General features: G+C 58.9%; 19 protein-coding genes and 1 tRNA gene. 11 read left to right on the forward strand and 9 right to left on the reverse strand.

Annotation, left to right across the window (positions count from 1 at the left end; genetic code table 11):
- Positions 1-80: 80 nt before the first annotated feature.
- Together tig and ATU_RS08165 are read right to left on the reverse strand one after the other, a co-directional pair.
- Positions 81-1,559: a trigger factor gene (gene tig, locus ATU_RS08160; RefSeq protein WP_010971784.1), complete on the reverse strand. Its 1,479-nt coding sequence runs from the start codon at positions 1,557-1,559 to the stop codon at positions 81-83.
- A 240-nt stretch (positions 1,560-1,799) separates the two neighbouring features.
- Positions 1,800-1,882: transfer RNA gene (locus tag ATU_RS08165), tRNA-Leu, on the reverse strand.
- Positions 1,883-2,538: 656 nt separating this feature from the next.
- Between ATU_RS08165 and ATU_RS08170 the strand changes: the two genes are divergently transcribed.
- The 8 genes from ATU_RS08170 (at position 2,539) to ATU_RS08205 (ending at position 10,564) form a co-directional block, all read left to right on the forward strand.
- Complete coding sequence (locus ATU_RS08170) at positions 2,539-2,685, forward strand: DUF1127 domain-containing protein (protein ID WP_006314448.1); 147 nt, start codon at positions 2,539-2,541, stop codon at positions 2,683-2,685.
- Between the two features lie 451 nt (positions 2,686-3,136).
- Positions 3,137-3,280 (forward strand): DUF1127 domain-containing protein, encoded by a 144-nt coding sequence (locus ATU_RS08175; RefSeq protein WP_003515516.1) that lies wholly within the window; start codon positions 3,137-3,139, stop codon positions 3,278-3,280.
- Between the two features lie 365 nt (positions 3,281-3,645).
- Complete coding sequence (gene trmFO / locus ATU_RS08180; protein ID WP_035258597.1) at positions 3,646-5,103, forward strand: methylenetetrahydrofolate--tRNA-(uracil(54)-C(5))-methyltransferase (FADH(2)-oxidizing) TrmFO; 1,458 nt, start codon at positions 3,646-3,648, stop codon at positions 5,101-5,103.
- Positions 5,104-5,253: 150 nt separating this feature from the next.
- Positions 5,254-6,381: an S-(hydroxymethyl)glutathione dehydrogenase/class III alcohol dehydrogenase gene (locus tag ATU_RS08185; protein ID WP_006314443.1), complete on the forward strand. Its 1,128-nt coding sequence runs from the start codon at positions 5,254-5,256 to the stop codon at positions 6,379-6,381.
- Positions 6,382-6,663: 282 nt separating this feature from the next.
- A complete protein-coding gene (locus ATU_RS08190; protein WP_035258647.1) occupies positions 6,664-7,404 on the forward strand; it encodes a hypothetical protein in 741 nt (246 codons plus the stop codon).
- A gap of 106 nt (positions 7,405-7,510) precedes the next feature.
- Entirely contained in the window at positions 7,511-7,774 is a 264-nt protein-coding gene (locus ATU_RS08195; RefSeq protein WP_010972661.1) for an acyl carrier protein, read from the forward strand.
- On the forward strand, positions 7,771-9,303 hold the full coding sequence (locus tag ATU_RS08200) for an AMP-binding protein (RefSeq protein ID WP_010971788.1): 1,533 nt from the start codon (positions 7,771-7,773) through the stop codon (positions 9,301-9,303). The genes ATU_RS08195 and ATU_RS08200 overlap by 4 nt, the downstream gene beginning before the upstream one ends.
- Positions 9,287-10,564, forward strand: a complete 1,278-nt coding sequence (locus ATU_RS08205) for a type III PLP-dependent enzyme (protein WP_035258602.1) — start codon at positions 9,287-9,289, stop codon at positions 10,562-10,564. The genes ATU_RS08200 and ATU_RS08205 overlap by 17 nt, the downstream gene beginning before the upstream one ends.
- Before the next feature lie 171 nt (positions 10,565-10,735).
- Here the strand turns inward: ATU_RS08205 and ATU_RS08210 are convergent, their stop codons facing one another.
- Entirely contained in the window at positions 10,736-11,326 is a 591-nt protein-coding gene (locus tag ATU_RS08210) for a hypothetical protein (protein ID WP_164927881.1), read from the reverse strand.
- A gap of 300 nt (positions 11,327-11,626) precedes the next feature.
- Between ATU_RS08210 and ATU_RS08215 the strand changes: the two genes are divergently transcribed.
- On the forward strand, positions 11,627-12,724 hold the full coding sequence (locus ATU_RS08215) for a helix-turn-helix transcriptional regulator (RefSeq protein WP_010971791.1): 1,098 nt from the start codon (positions 11,627-11,629) through the stop codon (positions 12,722-12,724).
- A 4-nt stretch (positions 12,725-12,728) separates the two neighbouring features.
- On the opposite strand, the gene ATU_RS08220 is transcribed toward ATU_RS08215, so the two are convergent.
- From ATU_RS08220 to coaD, 6 genes are all read right to left on the reverse strand, one after another.
- The gene (locus ATU_RS08220; protein WP_035258604.1) at positions 12,729-13,886 is read right to left on the reverse strand and encodes an aminodeoxychorismate synthase component I; all 1,158 of its coding nucleotides are present in this window, start codon (positions 13,884-13,886) and stop codon (positions 12,729-12,731) included.
- A gap of 37 nt (positions 13,887-13,923) precedes the next feature.
- A complete protein-coding gene (gene tgt, locus ATU_RS08225) occupies positions 13,924-15,054 on the reverse strand; it encodes a tRNA guanosine(34) transglycosylase Tgt (protein WP_010971793.1) in 1,131 nt (376 codons plus the stop codon).
- The gene (queA, locus tag ATU_RS08230; protein ID WP_010971794.1) at positions 15,054-16,154 is read right to left on the reverse strand and encodes a tRNA preQ1(34) S-adenosylmethionine ribosyltransferase-isomerase QueA; all 1,101 of its coding nucleotides are present in this window, start codon (positions 16,152-16,154) and stop codon (positions 15,054-15,056) included. Before queA ends, tgt begins: the two co-directional genes overlap by 1 nt.
- Before the next feature lie 249 nt (positions 16,155-16,403).
- Positions 16,404-16,913 (reverse strand): peptidylprolyl isomerase, encoded by a 510-nt coding sequence (locus ATU_RS08235; RefSeq protein ID WP_010971795.1) that lies wholly within the window; start codon positions 16,911-16,913, stop codon positions 16,404-16,406.
- A gap of 36 nt (positions 16,914-16,949) precedes the next feature.
- On the reverse strand, positions 16,950-17,519 hold the full coding sequence (locus ATU_RS08240; protein ID WP_006314433.1) for a peptidylprolyl isomerase: 570 nt from the start codon (positions 17,517-17,519) through the stop codon (positions 16,950-16,952).
- 29 nt (positions 17,520-17,548) lie between these two features.
- Entirely contained in the window at positions 17,549-18,043 is a 495-nt protein-coding gene (gene coaD / locus ATU_RS08245; protein WP_010971796.1) for a pantetheine-phosphate adenylyltransferase, read from the reverse strand.
- A 438-nt stretch (positions 18,044-18,481) separates the two neighbouring features.
- Here coaD and ATU_RS08250 point away from each other — a divergent pair, with 438 nt between their 5' ends.
- Positions 18,482-18,661, forward strand: a complete 180-nt coding sequence (locus ATU_RS08250) for a hypothetical protein (RefSeq protein ID WP_006314430.1) — start codon at positions 18,482-18,484, stop codon at positions 18,659-18,661.
- Positions 18,662-18,702: 41 nt separating this feature from the next.
- Positions 18,703-18,837, forward strand: a complete 135-nt coding sequence (locus ATU_RS26900) for a hypothetical protein (RefSeq protein WP_006314429.1) — start codon at positions 18,703-18,705, stop codon at positions 18,835-18,837.
- The last annotated feature ends 202 nt before the right edge of the window (positions 18,838-19,039 follow it).

A 19,039-nucleotide genomic window follows, 5' to 3' on the forward strand; every position in this document is an offset into this window, starting at 1 on the left:
CACATCGCATCCTGAATCAAACGAAAAGGCCGCAGCTTTCGCCACGGCCCTTCAATTCAATCAGCTTGCACTGAAGAAGATTATTCGGCGTCGGCCTCAGTGGCCTTCTTCTTTGCCGGAGCCTTCTTCTTCGGAGCGGCTTCTTCGCCTTCAGCGGCGTCGTCAGCCTTGGCAGCAGCCTTTTTCTTGGCCGGAGCCTTCTTTTTGGTTTCCGTTTCTTCTTCGCCGTCGTCAGCCAGCAGCTCTTCCTTGGAAACGGTCTTGTCCGTTACCGAGATTTCGGTGAGCAGCTTGTCGATGACCTTCTCTTCGAAGATCGGAGCGCGCAGCGAAGCGGAAGCGCCGGGGGTGTTGCGGAAGAAATCGAGGATTTCCTTCTGCTGGCCCGGGAACTGCTGCAGCTGCTGGAACAGCGCGCGCTGCATTTCTTCTTCGGTCACTTCGACGCCGGCCTTTTCGCCGATTTCAGAAAGAACGAGGCCGAGGCGGACGCGGCGTTCAGCAAGCTTGCGATATTCTTCGCGGGCTTCTTCTTCGGTCGTGTCTTCGTCAGCGAAGGTCTTGCCGGACTGGGCGAGATCGGTGTTGATCTGGCGCCAGATGTTGTCGAACTCGGCGTCGACGAGGCCAGCCGGCGTGTCGAACTTGTACATCTCGTCCAGCTGGTCGAGGATCTGACGCTTGACCTTCTGGCGGGTGACGTTGCCGAACTGGCTTTCGATCTGGCCCTTGACGATCTCCTTCAGCTTTTCAGCCGATTCGAGACCGAGCTTTTCAGCCAGTTCGTCGTTGATTTCGACAGCAGCAGCGGCAGCAACTTCCTTGACGGTGACGTCGAAGGTGGCGTCCTTGCCTGCGAGGTTCGCAGCCGGGTAGTCGGCCGGGAAGGTCACAGTGATGGTCTTTTCGTCGCCGGCCTTAACGCCAACGAGCTGGTCTTCGAAGCCGGGGATGAAGCGGCCCGAACCGAGAACCAGTTCAGCGTCTTCAGCAGTGCCGCCATCGAAGGCAACGCCGTCAACCTTGCCGAGATAGTTCATAGTGACGCGGTCGCCATCAGCGGCCTTGCCCTTCTTGGTCTCGTAGGTACGGGCGCTTTCGGCGATCTTGAGGATCTGCTCGTTGATTTCGTCTTCGGAGACTTCAACAACTTCGCGGGTAACCTTGATGCCGTCATTGGCCTTCAGTTCGATGGCCGGAATGATTTCGTAGGCAACGGTGAATTCGAAATCGGATTCGGCCGACAGGATCTTTTCGGCTTCCTGCTCGTCTTCGGTCATGGAGATGGCCGGCTGCGTTGCAGACTTCTCACCGCGGCTGGAAAGGATTTCGGAAGGCTTTTCACGAACCAGCTCGTTGACGAGGTCGGCCATGATGGACTTGCCGTACATCTTCTTCAGATGGCCCATCGGCACCTTGCCGGGACGGAAACCGTTGATGCGAACCTTGTCCTTGGCGTCAACCAGGCGCTCATCCAGACGGGCCTTCATGTCGGCAGCCGGGATAACGATTTTGAGTTCGCGCTTCAGCCCATCAGCGAGCGTTTCGATAACCTGCATTTTCCTAACCTTCACATCATGGCGGCGGTGCTCAGACAGCCGTTGGTTTACTTTCGAGCACTGCGCCGGAAACGTCGTTCCCCGGCCGTGGCTTCCCTTATTTCTTTACACAAGCGCCTGCCGGACACCGTTTCGCCTGCACCGGAGAAAAAGACCAAAGGGGAGAAATGAACCCCGAAGCTCCCCGCATCTTATAAAGATGCACTCTGGCACAAGCGTGGCACAGCCATGCTTTGCTTGTGGTGCGGGTAGAGAGACTCGAACTCCCACGCCGAAGCGTTGGTACCTAAAACCAATGCGTCTACCAATTCCGCCATACCCGCACGTTGGGCGGCGGTATGTCACAATGTTCTGAAAGGGTCAAGCACGCCGTATGGCCGCCTTTCGTTTCCTTCGGACTTTTATTGACCGCACCTAACTGGTGGAAGGCGGCGAGCCCTCTTCCGCTGCTTGCCACCAGCGCGGGATGGAAATGAGCAGGCAATCAGGCAGGCGTTGTCCCGAACAGGAAAACCACCCGCATCTCCACCCTTCGTTCTCAATGCAGCCCCGCGCCTGCAAGGGAAGGCATCCGGCAAGGCGGCAATATTTATGCGGCTATGCTGACATTATATATAGCACCGCTTGCGGCTGGCAGTGCCGAAGAGTTGCCCGCTGTCAAACCCCGCAATCCAGCCTTCCGCCTTCGCACACCGCCCCGCACCGGCTTGCACCGGCTCCGCCGCACGTCTTCGCATCGCAGAACCCTCTATAGCCACCAAAAGCTCATAAATTGGTCACAAATTATGCATGAATCACCGCAATCGGGTCAATTTACCGGCTTGCCTTGCGTTTCGTGCATAGGTGACATCTTGCTTTGTCTGTTTTTGTTTCGCTTAAACCGATTATATTCATGGTCATACAGAGATCAGTTCAGCCCCGGACCAAAGCCTCCCAAGACTGGCCGCAGAGACTGAACAGCACGAAGAGGAAGATGAAAATGAACATTGCACGCTCGCTGACCAACTGGCGCAAGTATCGTCAGACCGTAACCGAACTCGGCCGCATGAGCGACCGCGAACTGAATGACCTCGGCATCGGCCGTCAGGACATCCGCCGCGTCGCCAAGACCGCCGTCGGCTTCTAATAATAAAACGCGCCGCCGCTCATTGCGGCGGATGCGAAGACGACTTCCCCAAAAAGGCCTGAGGCTCCCGTCTCTGGCCTTTTTTCGTTTGGGCTCCGAACACCCAAATGCATCGTCGTGCATCTTCAGGGCATGACGCATCAAAACGCATGCGTCAAAGCAGCGCCGGCAGGCCCTCCGGCCTCCTCCGCCGGCCCGAAACACCCGCCAAAACCCTCCGCATCAGCCGAATCCAGCAAAAGCGCCCGAAACGCAGTCACTTCCGCCCATATTTTGCTCAGGTGCCGCTTGAAGCCGCAAATTTAGCCGACATAGTGCACAAATGCATGGCAGTAGCCTAAATTCTGCACTGCACAACATGGCCTAATGTCTATATATAAAACCTCAACAGCCGAGAGCACAGAAACACTGAGCCGGCCGACGAAATCAAAGAAAGATTGAGGAAACGATCATGAACCCTATCCGCATCGCAAAGAACTGGATCTCCTACCGCCGCACGATCAACGAACTCGGCAGCCTGTCCAACCAGGCCCTGAGCGACATCGGCCTGACACGTTACGACATCCGTAACGTTGCTTCCCGTTCGTTCCGCTAAGGCGTAAAAGATCGTCCCGCTGCCCGACCTCCAGGGCGCGACGATCGAGCGACAGGTTTTAAGAAAACGGCGCCTCTGGCGCCGTTTTTGATTCCGGGGGTTCGGCTGGAGAAACCAGCCTTTGGAAAAGCGCCCGGCATCGCAGCATATTTCTTCTCGCCAGCGACGAGAAGAAACAAGCGGCATGCGCTCGATCCATAACGCCAATCGGCTCTTCCCGCGCTTATTCCCCCCGCAAAAACATTTGGCTGCCCCGGCCATGCATGCTAGTGCATCCCGCAACAATGCCGCGTCCCCGAGGGACCCGCGCGAACCATCACTCGAATGACAGCCGCCGGACGGGAGCTTTGCCCCGCGTGCGGTTCATGGACGCCAGTATGCAAGACAAGACCCATTCTCCCATTCACGTCGTGGGCGGCGGACTGGCCGGCTCGGAAGCCGCATGGCAGATTGCTGAGAGCGGCGTGCCCGTCATCCTGCACGAAATGCGCGGCGTGCGCGGCACGGATGCGCATAAGGGCGATACGCTGGCGGAACTGGTCTGTTCCAACTCCTTCCGCTCCGACGACGCGACGGCCAATGCGGTCGGCGTCATCCATGCGGAAATGCGGCTTGCCGGCTCGCTGATCATCGCCTGCGCCGACAAACACCAGGTGCCGGCCGGCGGCGCACTGGCCGTCGACCGTGACGGGTTTTCGCAGGCCGTGACGGATATGCTTGAAAATCACCCATTGGTGACAGTTGTCCGCGAAGAAGTAACAGGCCTGCCCCCGAAGGAATGGGGCAGCACCGTCATCGCCACCGGCCCGCTCACCTCACCGGATCTGGCAGCAGCGGTTCAGGCTGAGACGGGCGAAGATGCGCTGGCATTCTTTGACGCCATTGCCCCCATCCTGCACCGCGACAGCATCAACATGGATATCTGCTGGTACCAGTCGCGTTACGACAAGGTCGGCCCCGGCGGCACGGGCAAGGATTATATCAACTGCCCGATGGATGAGGAACAGTACAACGTCTTCATCGACGCGCTGATCGCCGGCGACACGGTCGGTTTTAAGGAATGGGAAGGCACGCCCTATTTCGACGGCTGCCTGCCGATCGAGATCATGGCGGAGCGCGGCCGTCAGACGCTGCGCCACGGCCCGATGAAGCCGATGGGCCTCACCAACGCCCATAACCCGACCGTTAAAGCCTATGCGGTCGTCCAGTTGCGGCAGGACAATGCGCTCGGCACGCTCTACAACATGGTCGGTTTCCAGACCAAGCTGAAATACAGTGTGCAGGCGGACGTGTTCCGCATGATTCCGGGTCTGGAAAATGCGGAATTCGCGCGCCTAGGCGGCCTGCACCGCAATACCTATATCGATTCTCCCATCCTGCTCGACCGCTCGCTGAGGCTGAAATCGCGGCCCGACCTGCGTTTTGCCGGCCAGATTACCGGCTGCGAAGGGTATGTGGAAAGCGCCTCCGTCGGGCTGCTCGCCGGCCGCTTCGCCGCTGCGGAGCGCAAGGGCGAGGCCCCGAGCCTGCCGCCGGCCACCACGGCGCTGGGCTCGCTCCTCAACCACATCACCGGCGGCCACCTCTCATCCGATGATGAGCCGGGCAAGCGTTCCTTCCAGCCGATGAACATCAATTTCGGCCTGTTCCCGGAACTGGAGCCGGGCTCCATCGTCAAGCCTGATGGTGTGAAACGTTTTCGCGGCAAGGACAAGACGATCATGAAACGCCAGCTGGTTGCAGCGCGGGCGCTGAAGGATTGTGCGGCGTGGCTTGGCGTGGAACGCGTCGCAACGGAACAAGAGAGCGACGCAACGCCATAGGCCCTGCCCGTATCTATCAGCCAGAATAAAGGGGCGTGTGACCGCACACGCCCTTTTTCCATTCCGGGTCACCGGATTTTGCCTTGCCCGGCCAGCCGCGCTCGGGCAAAACCTTTTTACTTTGATATTAAAAGACTGAGGAGATCGAATATGGACGTTCGCGCCGCCGTTGCCATTCAGGCAGGAAAACCGCTCGAGGTCATGACCGTTCAGCTTGAAGGTCCCCGCGCCGGTGAAGTGCTGATCGAAGTCAAGGCGACCGGCATCTGCCACACCGACGATTTCACCCTCTCTGGCGCTGACCCGGAAGGCCTGTTCCCGGCAATCCTCGGCCATGAAGGTGCGGGCATCGTCGTGGATGTCGGCCCCGGCGTCACCTCGGTCAAGAAGGGCGACCACGTCATTCCGCTCTACACGCCGGAATGCCGCGAATGCTACTCCTGCACCTCGCGCAAGACCAATCTCTGCACCTCCATCCGCGCCACCCAGGGCCAGGGCGTGATGCCTGACGGCACCTCGCGCTTCTCGATCGGCAAGGACAAGATTCACCACTATATGGGTTGCTCGACCTTCTCGAATTTCACCGTCCTGCCGGAAATCGCGCTGGCCAAGATCAACCCGGACGCGCCCTTCGACAAGGTCTGCTACATCGGCTGCGGCGTCACGACCGGTATCGGCGCCGTCATCAACACCGCCAAGGTCGAGATTGGCTCCACGGCGATCGTCTTCGGTCTCGGCGGCATCGGTCTCAACGTGCTGCAGGGCCTGCGTCTTGCCGGTGCGGACATGATCATCGGCGTCGATATCAACAACGACCGCAAGGCCTGGGGCGAAAAATTCGGCATGACCCACTTCGTCAATCCGAAGGAAGTCGGCGACGACATCGTGCCCTATCTCGTCAACATGACGAAGCGTAATGGCGACCTCATCGGCGGCGCAGACTATACGTTCGACTGCACCGGCAATACCAAGGTCATGCGCCAGGCGCTGGAAGCCTCGCATCGCGGTTGGGGCAAGTCGGTCATCATCGGCGTCGCCGGCGCCGGCCAGGAAATCTCCACCCGTCCGTTCCAGCTGGTCACCGGCCGTAACTGGATGGGCACCGCCTTCGGCGGCGCGCGCGGCCGCACCGATGTGCCGAAGATTGTCGACTGGTACATGGAAGGCAAGATCCAGATCGACCCGATGATCACCCACACCATGCCGCTCGAAGACATCAACAAGGGCTTCGAGCTGATGCACAAGGGTGAATCGATCCGCGGCGTCGTTGTTTATTGATTCCAGACGAAGGTGGGCGCGCCTGACGGTGCGCCCGCCATTCATGCAAATGTGATCGCCGCCGGCCTCCTGCAGCCATGGCGATTAACGGCACGGTAAATCTATCGTCGTAAGCCAATACTGCGCGGCGGAGTTGAAAATCTCTCCCCGGCCAGAGCAAGGCCAGTGAGCGGAGAGCGACCCCTGAAAATCGTGCCGATAGACAACGGAAACCGCGCCGCCGCCGTTGGCCTTCTGGCGAAAGGTTTCCCGGAAAAAAGCGAGGCCTTCTGGGCGCGTGGCCTGTCGCTTATCGGTGAACATCACGAGCGGCGTCATCTCGGCCCGATCGGCCAGTTGCTGATGAAGGGCGACGATGCCGCAGGTGTGCTGCTGACGATCAGAAGCCGCCTGCCCGATACCGGCCGGGTTATCGTCAATCTTTCAAGCTGGTATGTCGAACCGTCCTGCCGCTGGTTCGCGCCGCGCATGCTGCAGATGGCGTCATCGGACGAAAACGAACTCTTCACCGATCTCACCGCCTCGCCCGAAGCCAGCAAGCTGAACGAGCGGCTGGGTTTTCACACGGTGACGGATTGCACATTGTTTTATCCCCTGCCGCTGACGGCATTTCGTCCGGCAGGCGCGCGGCTCCATCCGCTGACGCGGACAACGGCGGAAACCCTGTCTTCTGAAATACGCGAGATGCTGGAAGACCACGCCCGTCTCGGCTGCATCGTGGCCATCCTGGAGGCGGAAGGCCGACGCCACCCGCTGGTATTCCTGAAAACCACGACGAAGAAACTGCCCTCCGCCCGTCTGATCTATTGCGAGGACCGGGAGATCGCACAACGGCACCTGCCCGCCATTGCCCGCCACCTGCTTGGCAAAGGCCGGCTTGCCCTGACCATGGCGGCTTGCGAAAAAGACCGTCGCGCCGGTGGCTTTGCCGCACATAAATTCGCGCCAATACAAGTAAAAGGCGCATGGAACCCACAATTTATTAACGAAACATACTCAGAGTTGGTGTTATTGCCACCCTAGGTATTCTAGTGAATCCTGCGTGACCTGATGGAATCCTGGCCTTTACAGGGAAAGCGTCGTTCCGGAGCGGGTCCATGGGGATCAAACGGGGAATTGGAGAACAAGCATGCTCGTGGCGAAAGAAAATGAAATCGACGTTGCCGACACCATTTATTCCTACCTTGCTGACCGTTTTCCCGCCTACACGCCTTTCTCCGCCGACACCGAGCTTCTCGAAGGCGGCGTGATCGATTCGCTCGGCTTTCTGGAACTGATGGTCTTTCTCGGCGAAAGTTTCGGCATCATTCTGAATGACGAGCATTTCACCCCTGACAATCTCGGCACGCCCGCCGATCTCATCACCTTCGTTCTGAGGGAACGGAGGAAATGACACCGCATTTCCTGCTGCACCATCTTCTGGCTGCCCGTGCGGCTAGCGAGGATCAGGCGCTTGTGCATAAGGAACAATCGCTGACTTATCGCGAATTCGCGGAGGCAGCAGCACATTGTGCAGCGGCATTGCATGAAGCAGGCACAGAGCGCGGCGATCGCGTCGTCATCTACCTGCCGCGCGGCTTCGAGGAATGCTGGTCGATCTTCGGCGTCAGCATGGCATCCGGCGTTTTCGTGCCGGTCAATGCGCTGCTGAAGGCACAGCAGATTCGCCATATCGTTACCGACTGCGGCGCGAAGATCGTCATCAGCAGCATGGCAATGATGGATGAGCTGAAGGCAGCATTGACTGACCTTCCTGATATCACGATCCTGCTGGCGGAAGAGATCACGGCACGCAAAAGCGCGCCCGCCCGCCCTTCGGCGGCGATCGGCGAAGACCTCGCGGCCATCCTTTATACATCCGGCTCCACCGGCTCGCCCAAGGGTGTGATGCTGTCGCACCGCAATCTTCTGGCCGGTGCGCGGATCGTGCGTACCTATCTCGATATTACCGGCAAGGACCGCATTCTCTCCCTCCTGCCCTTCAGCTTCGATTATGGTCTCAACCAGCTGCTGACGGCGGTGGAACAGGGCGCGACCACTATTATCTCCACCTTCCGGCTGGGCGACGAGATCGTCCGCGACCTGCGCGACCAGGCCATCACCGGCCTTGCCGGCGTGCCGACCATCTGGGCGATCCTGACGCGGGCAGCCCCTTTGCTCGCGAAAACGCCCCTACCGCATCTGCGCTACCTCACCAATTCCGGCGGGCGTGTGCCGCAGGAGACCGTGAAGGCGCTGCGCGAAAAGCTGCCGGACACGAAAATCTACCTGATGTATGGCCTGACCGAGGCCTTCCGCTCCACCTTCCTGCCGCCGGACGAAATCGACCGCCGCCCGACCTCCATCGGCAAGGCCATTCCCGAATGTGAAATCTTCATCGTCACCGACAAGGGACAAAGGGCAAAACCGGGCGAGCCCGGCATTCTCGTGCATCGCGGCCCAACCGTCTCTCTCGGCTATTGGAACCGGCCGGAAGACACCGCCAAGGTCCTGCGCCCTCACCCTTTCATTCCGGCTGCGCGCGGCGGCGAGACCGTGTGTTACTCCGGCGATCTTGCGGTGGAAGACGAGGACGGCTTCTTCAGCTTTGTTGCCCGCAACGATGCCATGATCAAATCCTCGGGCTATCGCATCAGCCCGACTGAGGTCGAGGAAAGCCTGATGTCGACGGGGCTTTTCCGTGAGGTTGCCGTCATCGGCCTGCCGGACCCGTTTGCCGGTGAAAAGGTGCATGCCGTGGCAACCGCGGCCAGTGAGACTATCGATGTTTCGGCAGCGCTGAAGAAGGCCGCCGAAATGCTCGCCCCCTTCATGATCCCGCGCGCCATCGAACTGGTCGAGCGGCTGCCGATCACCGCCAATGGCAAGGTGGATTACCGCGCGTTGGTGCGCGAACGGACGGACAATGGCGCCCACGGATAAATCCCAGAACCACGGCCCGGCCCTTGCCGCCGGACTATTCGATATCAGCGAAAACGATCTATTGATCGGCGGACTTTCGGTGCGCGATATCGTTGCAGAAACCGGGACCCCGTGTTTTCTCTATGATAACAGCGCCATGCGCCAAGCCTATCGCGATCTCGAAACGGCGCTTTCCGGTTTTGCCGATATCTATTATTCGGTGAAGGCCAATCCCCTGCCCGCCATCATCTCACTTTTCCGCGAAGAAGGCGCCGGCGCGGAAATCGCCTCCGTTGGCGAATATCGCGCCGCTGTAAAGGCCGGCGTCGCGCCTGATAACATCATCTTCGCCGGCCCCGGCAAGAGCATGGCCGAATTGCGCGAAGTGATCGAGGGCGGTATCGGTGAAATCCACATCGAGAGTGCGGAAGAAATCGCCCGTATCGAGGCGATCAACAGGCCGGTCAAGGCGTCGATCCGCATCAATCCGGTGCCGGATGCGCAGGCGGGCGCCATGCGCATGGGCGGCAAGGCCACGGCCTTCGGTTTCGACGAGGAGGAACTGGAAAACGTCCTGAAGCTCTTTGCGAACGTCAGACATATCGATCTCGTTGGTATCCATATTTACGGCGGCACGCAGATCCTCGATGCCGACATGCTTGTCTCCCAATGGCGACACGCCATCGCTCTTGCAGGTCGCATGGCGCAAATGCTCGGCAAACCGCTCGAAACCATCGATCTCGGCGGCGGCCTCGGCATTCCCTATTTCGCCGGGGAAACATCGCTCGATCTCGCCAAGGTGGCTGCCGCCATTCCCGATCTCAAGGCGCTTCTAAAGGCGCATCCGCTGATCGCCGATGCCCATGTCATAGTCGAACCCGGCCGCTTCCTCGCCGGCCCTGGCGGCCTCTATGTGGTAGAGGTCAACTCGGTAAAGACCTCGCGCGGCACCACCTTCGTGGTCACGGATGGCGGCATGCACCACCACCTGGCAGCCTCCGGCAATCTCGGCCAGATCGTCAAACGCAACTACCCCATCGTCGCACCGGCCATGATGCAGGCGGCACACGATGAGACAGCCACCATCGTCGGCCCGCTCTGCACCCCGCTCGATACGCTCGCCCGCAATGCGACCCTGCCGAAACTGAACGCCGGCGATCTCCTCGCCATCCTGCAATCCGGTGCCTATGGCGCGAGCGCCAGCCCAGGCGGTTTTCTCAGCCATACGGTAGCGAAGGAAGTGCTGGTGGAGGATGGTGCGTTTGAGGTGATCGGGCGCTGAGAGAGTTGCGACAGCGAACCGGCGCAGTTTTTCTGGCAGACGGATGCAGTCATCGCATTTAACTCTGCATCTTCAACCCCAACTATCCCCATACTGAGGACAATTTCAGCGGAGTCCGAATGCGCCGGCGCGCGAATTCTTCGCGCCGGCGCATGTCAGGCAATGGCTCAATCAGAATTTCCTAGGTGAGCAATAGGCGCCCTGGCACGCTGTATACGAAACCGAACCCTTTATTTTCGTTATAGTCGAGCGCTCCCCAGCGGGCGCACCGCTCATGCAACGGGTACGGCAATTTCCGCTATCGCGCCATCTGACGACAATCGGGACATTGCAACTGTTGACGATGAAGTCGGCGAGCGAGTTGCTGCGCCGGTCGAACGTGACGCAACTGCTGGCGTCGGCGGAAGCATTCTCAGCCCGCTTTTTTTTCGCCTCCATCGCCCGACGCCAGCGCTCGCGGGATTCTCGATTGAGTTGATCGCCGGACTTTTCTTCTCCTGCCGACGCCTCAGGGCGCCCAGATGGAGCATTGGCCAACCCTTGAAGAAGCAGGCCCATACCCAGGCCTATAAGGGCGCCTGTTGCGGCGGAGCTACCGGAACCACCACCGCCGCCGCTACGTCCGCCGCCACCGCGTGTCTCGATCCCATGCGAAGAACCGTGACCAGCCATTGCTTGTGATGACGTATCGACCACCGCACCGAAAATTATTAAAAGTGACGCGACGGCAGCGCGGATTGTAAAAGGTTTAAAGTACATCAAGAGATATTCCTCTATTAGAGTAGTATAATCGCGGTAAAATTCCGTTTGAAACAGCTTATCCCGGCGCTCCCCGTTCCCGCAGCAACGGTTCACAATTCCCTTCAATCTCCTCTGGTTTTGTTCGCGTATTCATACATTGACGCCGCTATGCACCACTCACCCAATTGGAGTAGCGACTAAAATTCGTACCGTTTCGGTCGAAAAAATCATTAAACTACAGATAGACTTCAACATTTAGAGATATACTATACTGTAAACTTTAATTATTATTTAGTAATACTTAAATCTCAAAGGCAACCCATGGTGTGTACCGCGTGGAATATTGACGGGCTTGCGGAGATTTTTTCGGACGCGGCACTCGGGCGCCAAACCTGGCGACATGCCCTTGACGCATTAAGCGAGGGAATTGGAGCGACCGGCGCCGCGTTTATACCACTCAAGGGCGCAGCAGCGCAGCTCCCAACAAGTTCGAGCTGCGTGGAGTTAGTCGATCAATATTTGAAGGACGGTTGGAGCAAGGCCGATCCACGCTTTCGTGGAGTTTCGATGTTGTATCGCGAGGGTTTAGTTACGGATCTGGATTGCCTGACTGTAGAGGAAATAACCAGAGACCCCTTTTATCAGGAACTACTCCGCCCTTTCGGTCTGAAGTGGTTCGCCGGAATAAGGATAAAAGGACTTGAGGAGGAGTGGGCGCTGTCCATACAGCGGTCTGAGGCGCAAGGACCGTTTTGCGACGCCGAGACCGGCCTGCTTCTACGCTTGTCCACGAGCCTGTCGGCCAACGCCTTGCTTGCCGAGACGCTTGCGTCCTCCAGCGCCGTTGCAGCGCTTGAGACTTTCAATTTAAGCGACAAGGCGGTTGTGATGTTGAACCGCCTGGGCGAGGTCGTTCGCACCACTGTTGCGGCCGATAAGATGTTTGACGACGATCTGCGTATTCGGGACAAACGCCTTGTTTCGGCATGCCGACAGTCGGCGACGCGGCTCGAACGCGCCATCGGTCGGGCATGCACGCATCCACAGGAATGTTTTAACAACCCCGTATTGTTAAAAAGGTGGAACTCGACGCCAGTCGTCGCCTTTGTTTCTCCTGCTAGAGGCGTCGCCAGAGACATTTTTTCACCCTGCCAGACCTATGTCATCCTGGTCGATCCATACGAGCGCGGCACACCGGCAGCGGCGGTTCTGCAAGAACTTTTCGGCCTGACCCGCACCGAGGCCGCATTGGCTGGACGTTTGTCTCGCGGAGAAGCCCTGCGTGACATCGCGCGCGTCATGGCAATGTCCTACGAAACGGCCAGAACTCATCTTCGCAGCGTGTTCGCCAAAACTGGCCTGAACGATCAGGCCGATCTCGTCGCGTTTCTTTTACGCCTGGATACAGGAATGAATTAGCAGATCACCCCCGCAGCAACCTGTCCCCCACCGCGAATTTCGATTTCAGCAGACACTCATCATATTCCGCCTCCGCCACGGAATCGAACACGATGCCGCCACCGACATTAAAGACCGCACGGCCGTCATCGAACAGCGTCATCGTGCGGATCGCCACCGAAAACCGCATATCACCATTGGGGGACATAAAGCCGATCGCGCCGCAATAGGCGTTTCGCGACGACGCTTCCAGTTCACGCAGGATTTTCATCGCCCACATTTTTGGCGCGCCGGTGACCGAGCCGCAGGGAAACAGGGCCGAAAAAATGTCCTCCACGGTCACCTCGGGCAGAAGTTTCGCCCTGACATGGCTGACCATCTGATGCACGGTCGGATAAGTCTCGATATCGAACAGGCGCGGCACATCGAGGCTGCCGACTTCGGTGATGCGGGAAATGTCGTTGCGCAGGAGATCGACGATCATGCGGTTTTCGGCGAGCGTCTTGTCATCCTCAAGCATCGCCGCGATGATCGCCCGGTCCTCTAGCGCATTCGCGCCGCGCGGCGTGGTTCCCTTCATCGGGTGGGTTTCGATAAAACCCTCGCCATCGACCGAGAAAAACAGTTCCGGCGAACGTGACAGGATGATCGGGCCGCCAAGATCAACCAGCGCGCCGTATTTCACCGGCTGGCGTTCGATCAGCGACCAGAAGGCCGTTAGCGGATCGCCATTCCAGCCGGCATGCACGGGCATGGTCAGATTGCCCTGGTAACAATCTCCCCGGCGCAGATGATCGTGCAGCTTCCCGAAACGCTGCTGATATTCGGGAAGCGTCCAGGCCGCTACCGGATCGGTAAGAAACGCGTCCGCATCTGGCACCGCGTCAGGCCGCGCAAAGCGACCCTCATCCGGCTGCGGGCCGGAGAAGACGCCGAAATTCAGAAACGGTACATTGCGGGGCTCGGCGGCAAAGGGCGCAAGTTTCGGTTCGAACAGGAAACCGGCCTCGTAGGACATATAGCCGGCGAGATATTTCCCGGCACGGCGCAACTCTTCCATGCGCTGAAGCGCGGTAAAAAACGCCTCGGGCTCGTCCGCGACGATGATTTCCTCCGGCTCGGTGAAGGCTGTCACCGTGCCGGTCGTGTCATCCCGGAAAAGAACGTAAGGCGCATGTGCCAAGGAAAGCGTCCGCAACAGGAGGAAGAGTCGGAAAAGATCAGACCGGGTCTATGTCGCCCCGCGCCCACATTTCGATGGTTTCCGCATAAAAATCGGCGAAACGACCTTCCTCGATCGACGTGCGGATACCCTGCATCAGCTCCTGATAATAGGCAAGATTGTGCCAGGAGAGCAGCATGCCGCCCAGCGCTTCGTTGGAGCGCGTGAGGTGATGCAGATAGGCGCGGGAATAATCGCGCGAGGCCGGGCAGTTGGACTGCTCGTCGAGCGGGCGCATATCCTCGGCATGACGGGCGTTGCGGATGTTGACGCGGCCACGGCGGGTAAACGCCAGCCCGTGACGGCCCGAGCGGGTCGGCATCACGCAGTCGAACATGTCGATGCCGCGCGCCACCGATTTCAGGATATCGTCAGGCGTGCCGACACCCATCAGGTAACGCGGCTTTTCGGTGGGCAGCACCGGCAGCGTGATATCGAGCATGCCGAGCATCACATCCTGCGGCTCGCCGACGGCAAGACCGCCGACGGCATAACCCTTGAGATCAAGTTCTTTCAGCCCTTCGGCGGAACGGATACGCAGGTCCGGCTGGTCGCCGCCCTGGACGATGCCGAACATGGCCTTGCCGGGCTGTTCGCCAAAGGCGACGCGGCAGCGCTCGGCCCAGCGCAGCGACATTTCCATGGCACGCTCGATTTCCTTACGCTCGGCCGGCAGCGCGATGCACTCGTCAAGCTGCATCTGAATGTCCGAATCTAGCATGCCCTGAATTTCGATCGAGCGTTCCGGCGACATGTGGTGCAGCGAACCGTCCACATGGCTCTTGAAGGTCACGCCCTTCTCGTCGAGCTTGCGCAGGCCGGAAAGCGACATCACCTGAAAGCCGCCGCTGTCGGTGAGGATCGGGTGCGGCCAGCGGATCAGCTCGTGCAGACCGCCGAGACGGGCAACGCGCTCCGGGCCGGGCCGCAGCATCAGGTGATAGGTATTGCCGAGAATGATATCGGCCCCCAGCTCGCGCACCTGGTCGAGATACATGGCCTTGACGGTACCAACGGTGCCAACCGGCATGAAGGCGGGCGTGCGGATGACACCGCGCGGCATGGCGACTTCGCCAAGGCGCGCGCCGCCGCTCGTGGATTTCAGGGTGAAGGTGAATTTCTCGTGCATCAGTTTTTCCGGAACAACAGGCTGGAATCGCCATAGGAATAGAAGCGGTATCCGGTTTCGATGGCGTGCCTGTAAGCGTCACGCATCGTTTCGAGACCGCAGAAAGCCGAAACCAGCATGAACAGCGTGGATTTCGGCAGATGGAAATTGGTCATCAGCATATCGACAGCGCGGAAACGATATCCGGGCGTGATGAAGATGCCGGTGGCATCGGACCATGGGTGGATGGTGCCATCTTCGGTGGCCGCACTTTCGATCAGGCGCAGCGAGGTGGTACCGACGCAGACGATGCGCCCGCCCCGCGCCTTCACCGCATTCAGCCGGTCAGCAGTCTCTTGCGACACATACCCGATCTCGAAATGCATCTTGTGATCGTCGGTATCATCGGACTTCACCGGGAGGAAGGTGCCTGCCCCAACGTGAAGCGTCACGAAATGCCGTTCGATGCCGGCACTGTCGAGCGCTTCGAACAGATCGGGGGTGAAATGCAGCCCGGCGGTGGGGGCGGCAACCGCACCCTTCTCGCGGGCGTAAATGGTCTGATAGTCGGTCTGGTCCTGCTGGTCCTCGGGCCGCTTGGCGGCGATGTAAGGCGGCAAAGGAATATGGCCAACAGAGGCTATCGCCTCATCCAGCACCGGGCCGGAAATGTCGAAAAGCAGCGTGATCTCGCCCTCCTCGCCCTTTTCCTCGACGGTGGCTTCGAGATGGGCAAGACCGCAGGCCCCGCTGGATGAATTAACAGTGTCGCGGTCATAACCGAAACGGATACGGTCGCCTTCTTTGATGCGCTTGCCGGGCCGCGCGAAAGCCTTCCAGCGGGATTGATCGGCACGCATATGCAGCGTCGCCGACACCGCCGTTTCCGGCGCACCTTCGCGCAGGCGCACGCCTTCCAGCTGGGCGGGAATGACACGGGTGTCGTTGAAGACAAGCGCATCACCGGGCCTCAGGAACGACGGCAGGTCGAAGACGCGATGGTCTTCCATGCGGTTTTCATTCGGATCGACCACCAGCAGGCGCGCGCTATCGCGCGGGTTCGCCGGGCGAAGGGCGATATTCTCCTCGGGCAGGTCGAAATCGAACAGGTCTACACGCATTGCAAGGGCTCTCGAAAATATCAAAACCCGCCCTGCATGGCATGGGGCGGGTGGAAGGTGGTGACAGGGTGCTTCTACACTCGACGTCATCCTCGGGCTTGTCCCGAGGATCTAACGATCCACAACGTCAACGTGGTTAGATCCTCGGGACAAGCCCGAGGATGACGCCTGAGAGGTTGGCACCCTTGTCACCAATGTGAAACGCCCCGCAGTTTCCTGCGGAGCGGGTAAATACGTTATACGCTATTCTCAAGCCGCAGAAGCAAGCTTGATGGAAACGATCGAATCGGGATCCTTCACCGGCTCGCCGCGCTTGATCTTGTCGATGGCTTCCATGCCTTCGATGACCTGGCCCCAGACCGTGTACTGCTTGTTCAGCCACGGGGAATCCGTGAAGCAGATGAAGAACTGCGAGTTGGCGGAGTTCGGGCTCTGCGAACGGGCCATGGAGCAGGTGCCGCGAACGTGCGGAATGGCGGAGAATTCCGCCTTCAGGTCTTCCTTCTCGGAGCCGCCCATGCCGGCGCGGGCCGGGTTGAAGCTCTCAGAACCCTTCTTGCCGAACTTCACGTCGCCCGTCTGGGCCATGAAGTCTTCGATGACGCGGTGGAACACGACGCCGTCATAAGCGCCTTCCGATACCAATTCCTTAATGCGGGCAACGTGGCCCGGCGCAACTTCCGGAAGCAGCTGGATCACGACCTTACCGGTCGTCGTTTCCATGATGATGGTGTTTTCCGGATCCTTGATCTCGGTCATGGTTATTCTCCTCTTTTCGGGCTCTATTGCCCTACCTTACTTCTTGCCGACGGTGACCTTGATCATCCGGTCGGGGTTGGAAACTTCGCCGTTGCCGCCGGCGCCGCGCTTGATCTTGTCCACGGCTTCCATGCCGGACACGACCTTGCCGACCACGGTGTACTGACCGTTCAGGAACGGACCGTCGGCAAACATGATGAAGAACTGCGAATTGGCGGAATTCGGATCGCTGGAGCGAGCCATGCCGACCACGCCGCGGGTGAACGGTGTCTTGGAGAATTCAGCCGGAATATCGGCCATGTCGGAGCCGCCGGTGCCGGCGCGCTGGGCATTGAAGCCCTTCTCCATGTTGCCATACTGAACGTCACCGGTCTGCGCCATGAACCCGTCGATGACGCGGTGGAAGGCAACGTTGTCATAAGCGCCCTTTTTCGCCAGCGCCTCGATCTGCGCCACATGCTTGGGCGCAACCTGAGGCATCAGTTCGATGACAACAGGGCCGTCCTTCAGCTGGACGGTCAGAAGTTCAGCAGCCGAAGCAAAAGTGCTGGCGGCAAGCGCGCCGGCAAACAGGGCGCCGGCAAAGGCAAATCGAACGAGTTTCATCGGATTGGCTCCAGAATGTAAGGCTGAAGTCAGCGCTTCAGCTTGGCGTTGAGGGCTTCAAGCACGGCTTTCGGCACGAAGGCATCGACATTGCCGCCCATGGCGGCGATCTGCCGGACCAATGTGGCTGTAATGGGTCGCGACGAGGTGCCGGCGGGCAGGAACACGGTCTGAATATCAGGCGCCATCTGGCGGTTCATGCCGGCCATCTGCATTTCATAATCGAGATCGGTGCCATCGCGAAGGCCGCGCAGCAAAAGATGCGCGCCATGCTGGCGGGCGGCATCGACAACCAGATTGTCGAAGGACACGACTTCCACGCGTGCCGCCTCGCCCGGCAGGGTTTCGGAAAGCGCCCGGCTTATCAGTGCCGCCCGCTCGTCGAAGCTGAACAGCGGTGCTTTTCCGGGATGGATGCCAACGGCGACGATGACTTTCGACGCCACGTTCAGCGCCTGGATAAGCACATCCAGATGTCCGTTGGTCATCGGATCGAATGATCCTGGATAAAAGGCAATCGTCATATCGCTCTCAGATGGTGGGCGCGCTTCGATGCTGGATATTCATGTGCCCGCCTTTTGTCATGGAGAGCCACGCGGCGCAAGACTTTATAACCACGCGCCACAACCGGAAGGGTGGCGTGAACCGCGCATGAACGGGCCGTTCAGTGCGGTTTCACAGCTATTTTGTTTAAATGCACAGCATCGGGAAACCGAAACGCTCCTCACCCGTTAATCACCCGGAGAATTGAAAATGCTGGCCTTCATGATCGTCCTTTCGGTCATCGCATCATTCGCAGCTGAGTATCTTTTTCTCGAATGACGCCCCTCGCCAGTTTTCTGAACGCCAGATGAACGAGCCATTCAAGGAAGTTTCACCGGGGCGATGCTAATCGATTTTTACGGTTAACGCGGAACATGTTGAAACATGGTGCGTTAATAAAAAACCAAAGGAACAGACAGATGTTTGTAAGAGAAAAACAGTCAACTTCGGCGAAAATCAGCGTCATCAGCACCGCCTGGACAGTTCTGGTTATCGCAATGGTAGCAACGACGTTTAGCCTTTATGATCAGAAGCCTGAAGCCCAGGGACCGGACTACCCGCAGCTGACTGCCCGTTATCAGTATATGAATTATTACTGAGCAGCGGGGAGAATTTCCTCAAAACTCTAGGAGACGATATCATGTTCACATTTCTGACGATGCTTCTGGCCCTGATCAGCGTAATGTTCGTGACGTCGATGATCTCCGTCGTCGCCGAGATGCGGCGTGAGGATGAGGAATTCAAGGCGACGATCCGTCGAAACCGCGCTTTCTGAGCGCGGCGGATCGGCCTCAGCGCTTTTTAAAATGATTCTTCGTAACCGCCTGGACCCTCCGGGCGGTTTTATTTTGCCGTCTCACAGGGCAATACGAAGAAGATGACGGCGGAAAAACCGCCCTCCAATCACACAAGCGTTTTCAAAACCCCGTTTTTCCAAGGCAAATTCCCTTCAATTTCCCTTTGGATTGATTTAAGGA

It is taken from the genome of Agrobacterium fabrum str. C58, from assembly GCF_000092025.1.
Classification (GTDB): Bacteria; Pseudomonadota; Alphaproteobacteria; order Rhizobiales; family Rhizobiaceae; genus Agrobacterium; species Agrobacterium fabrum.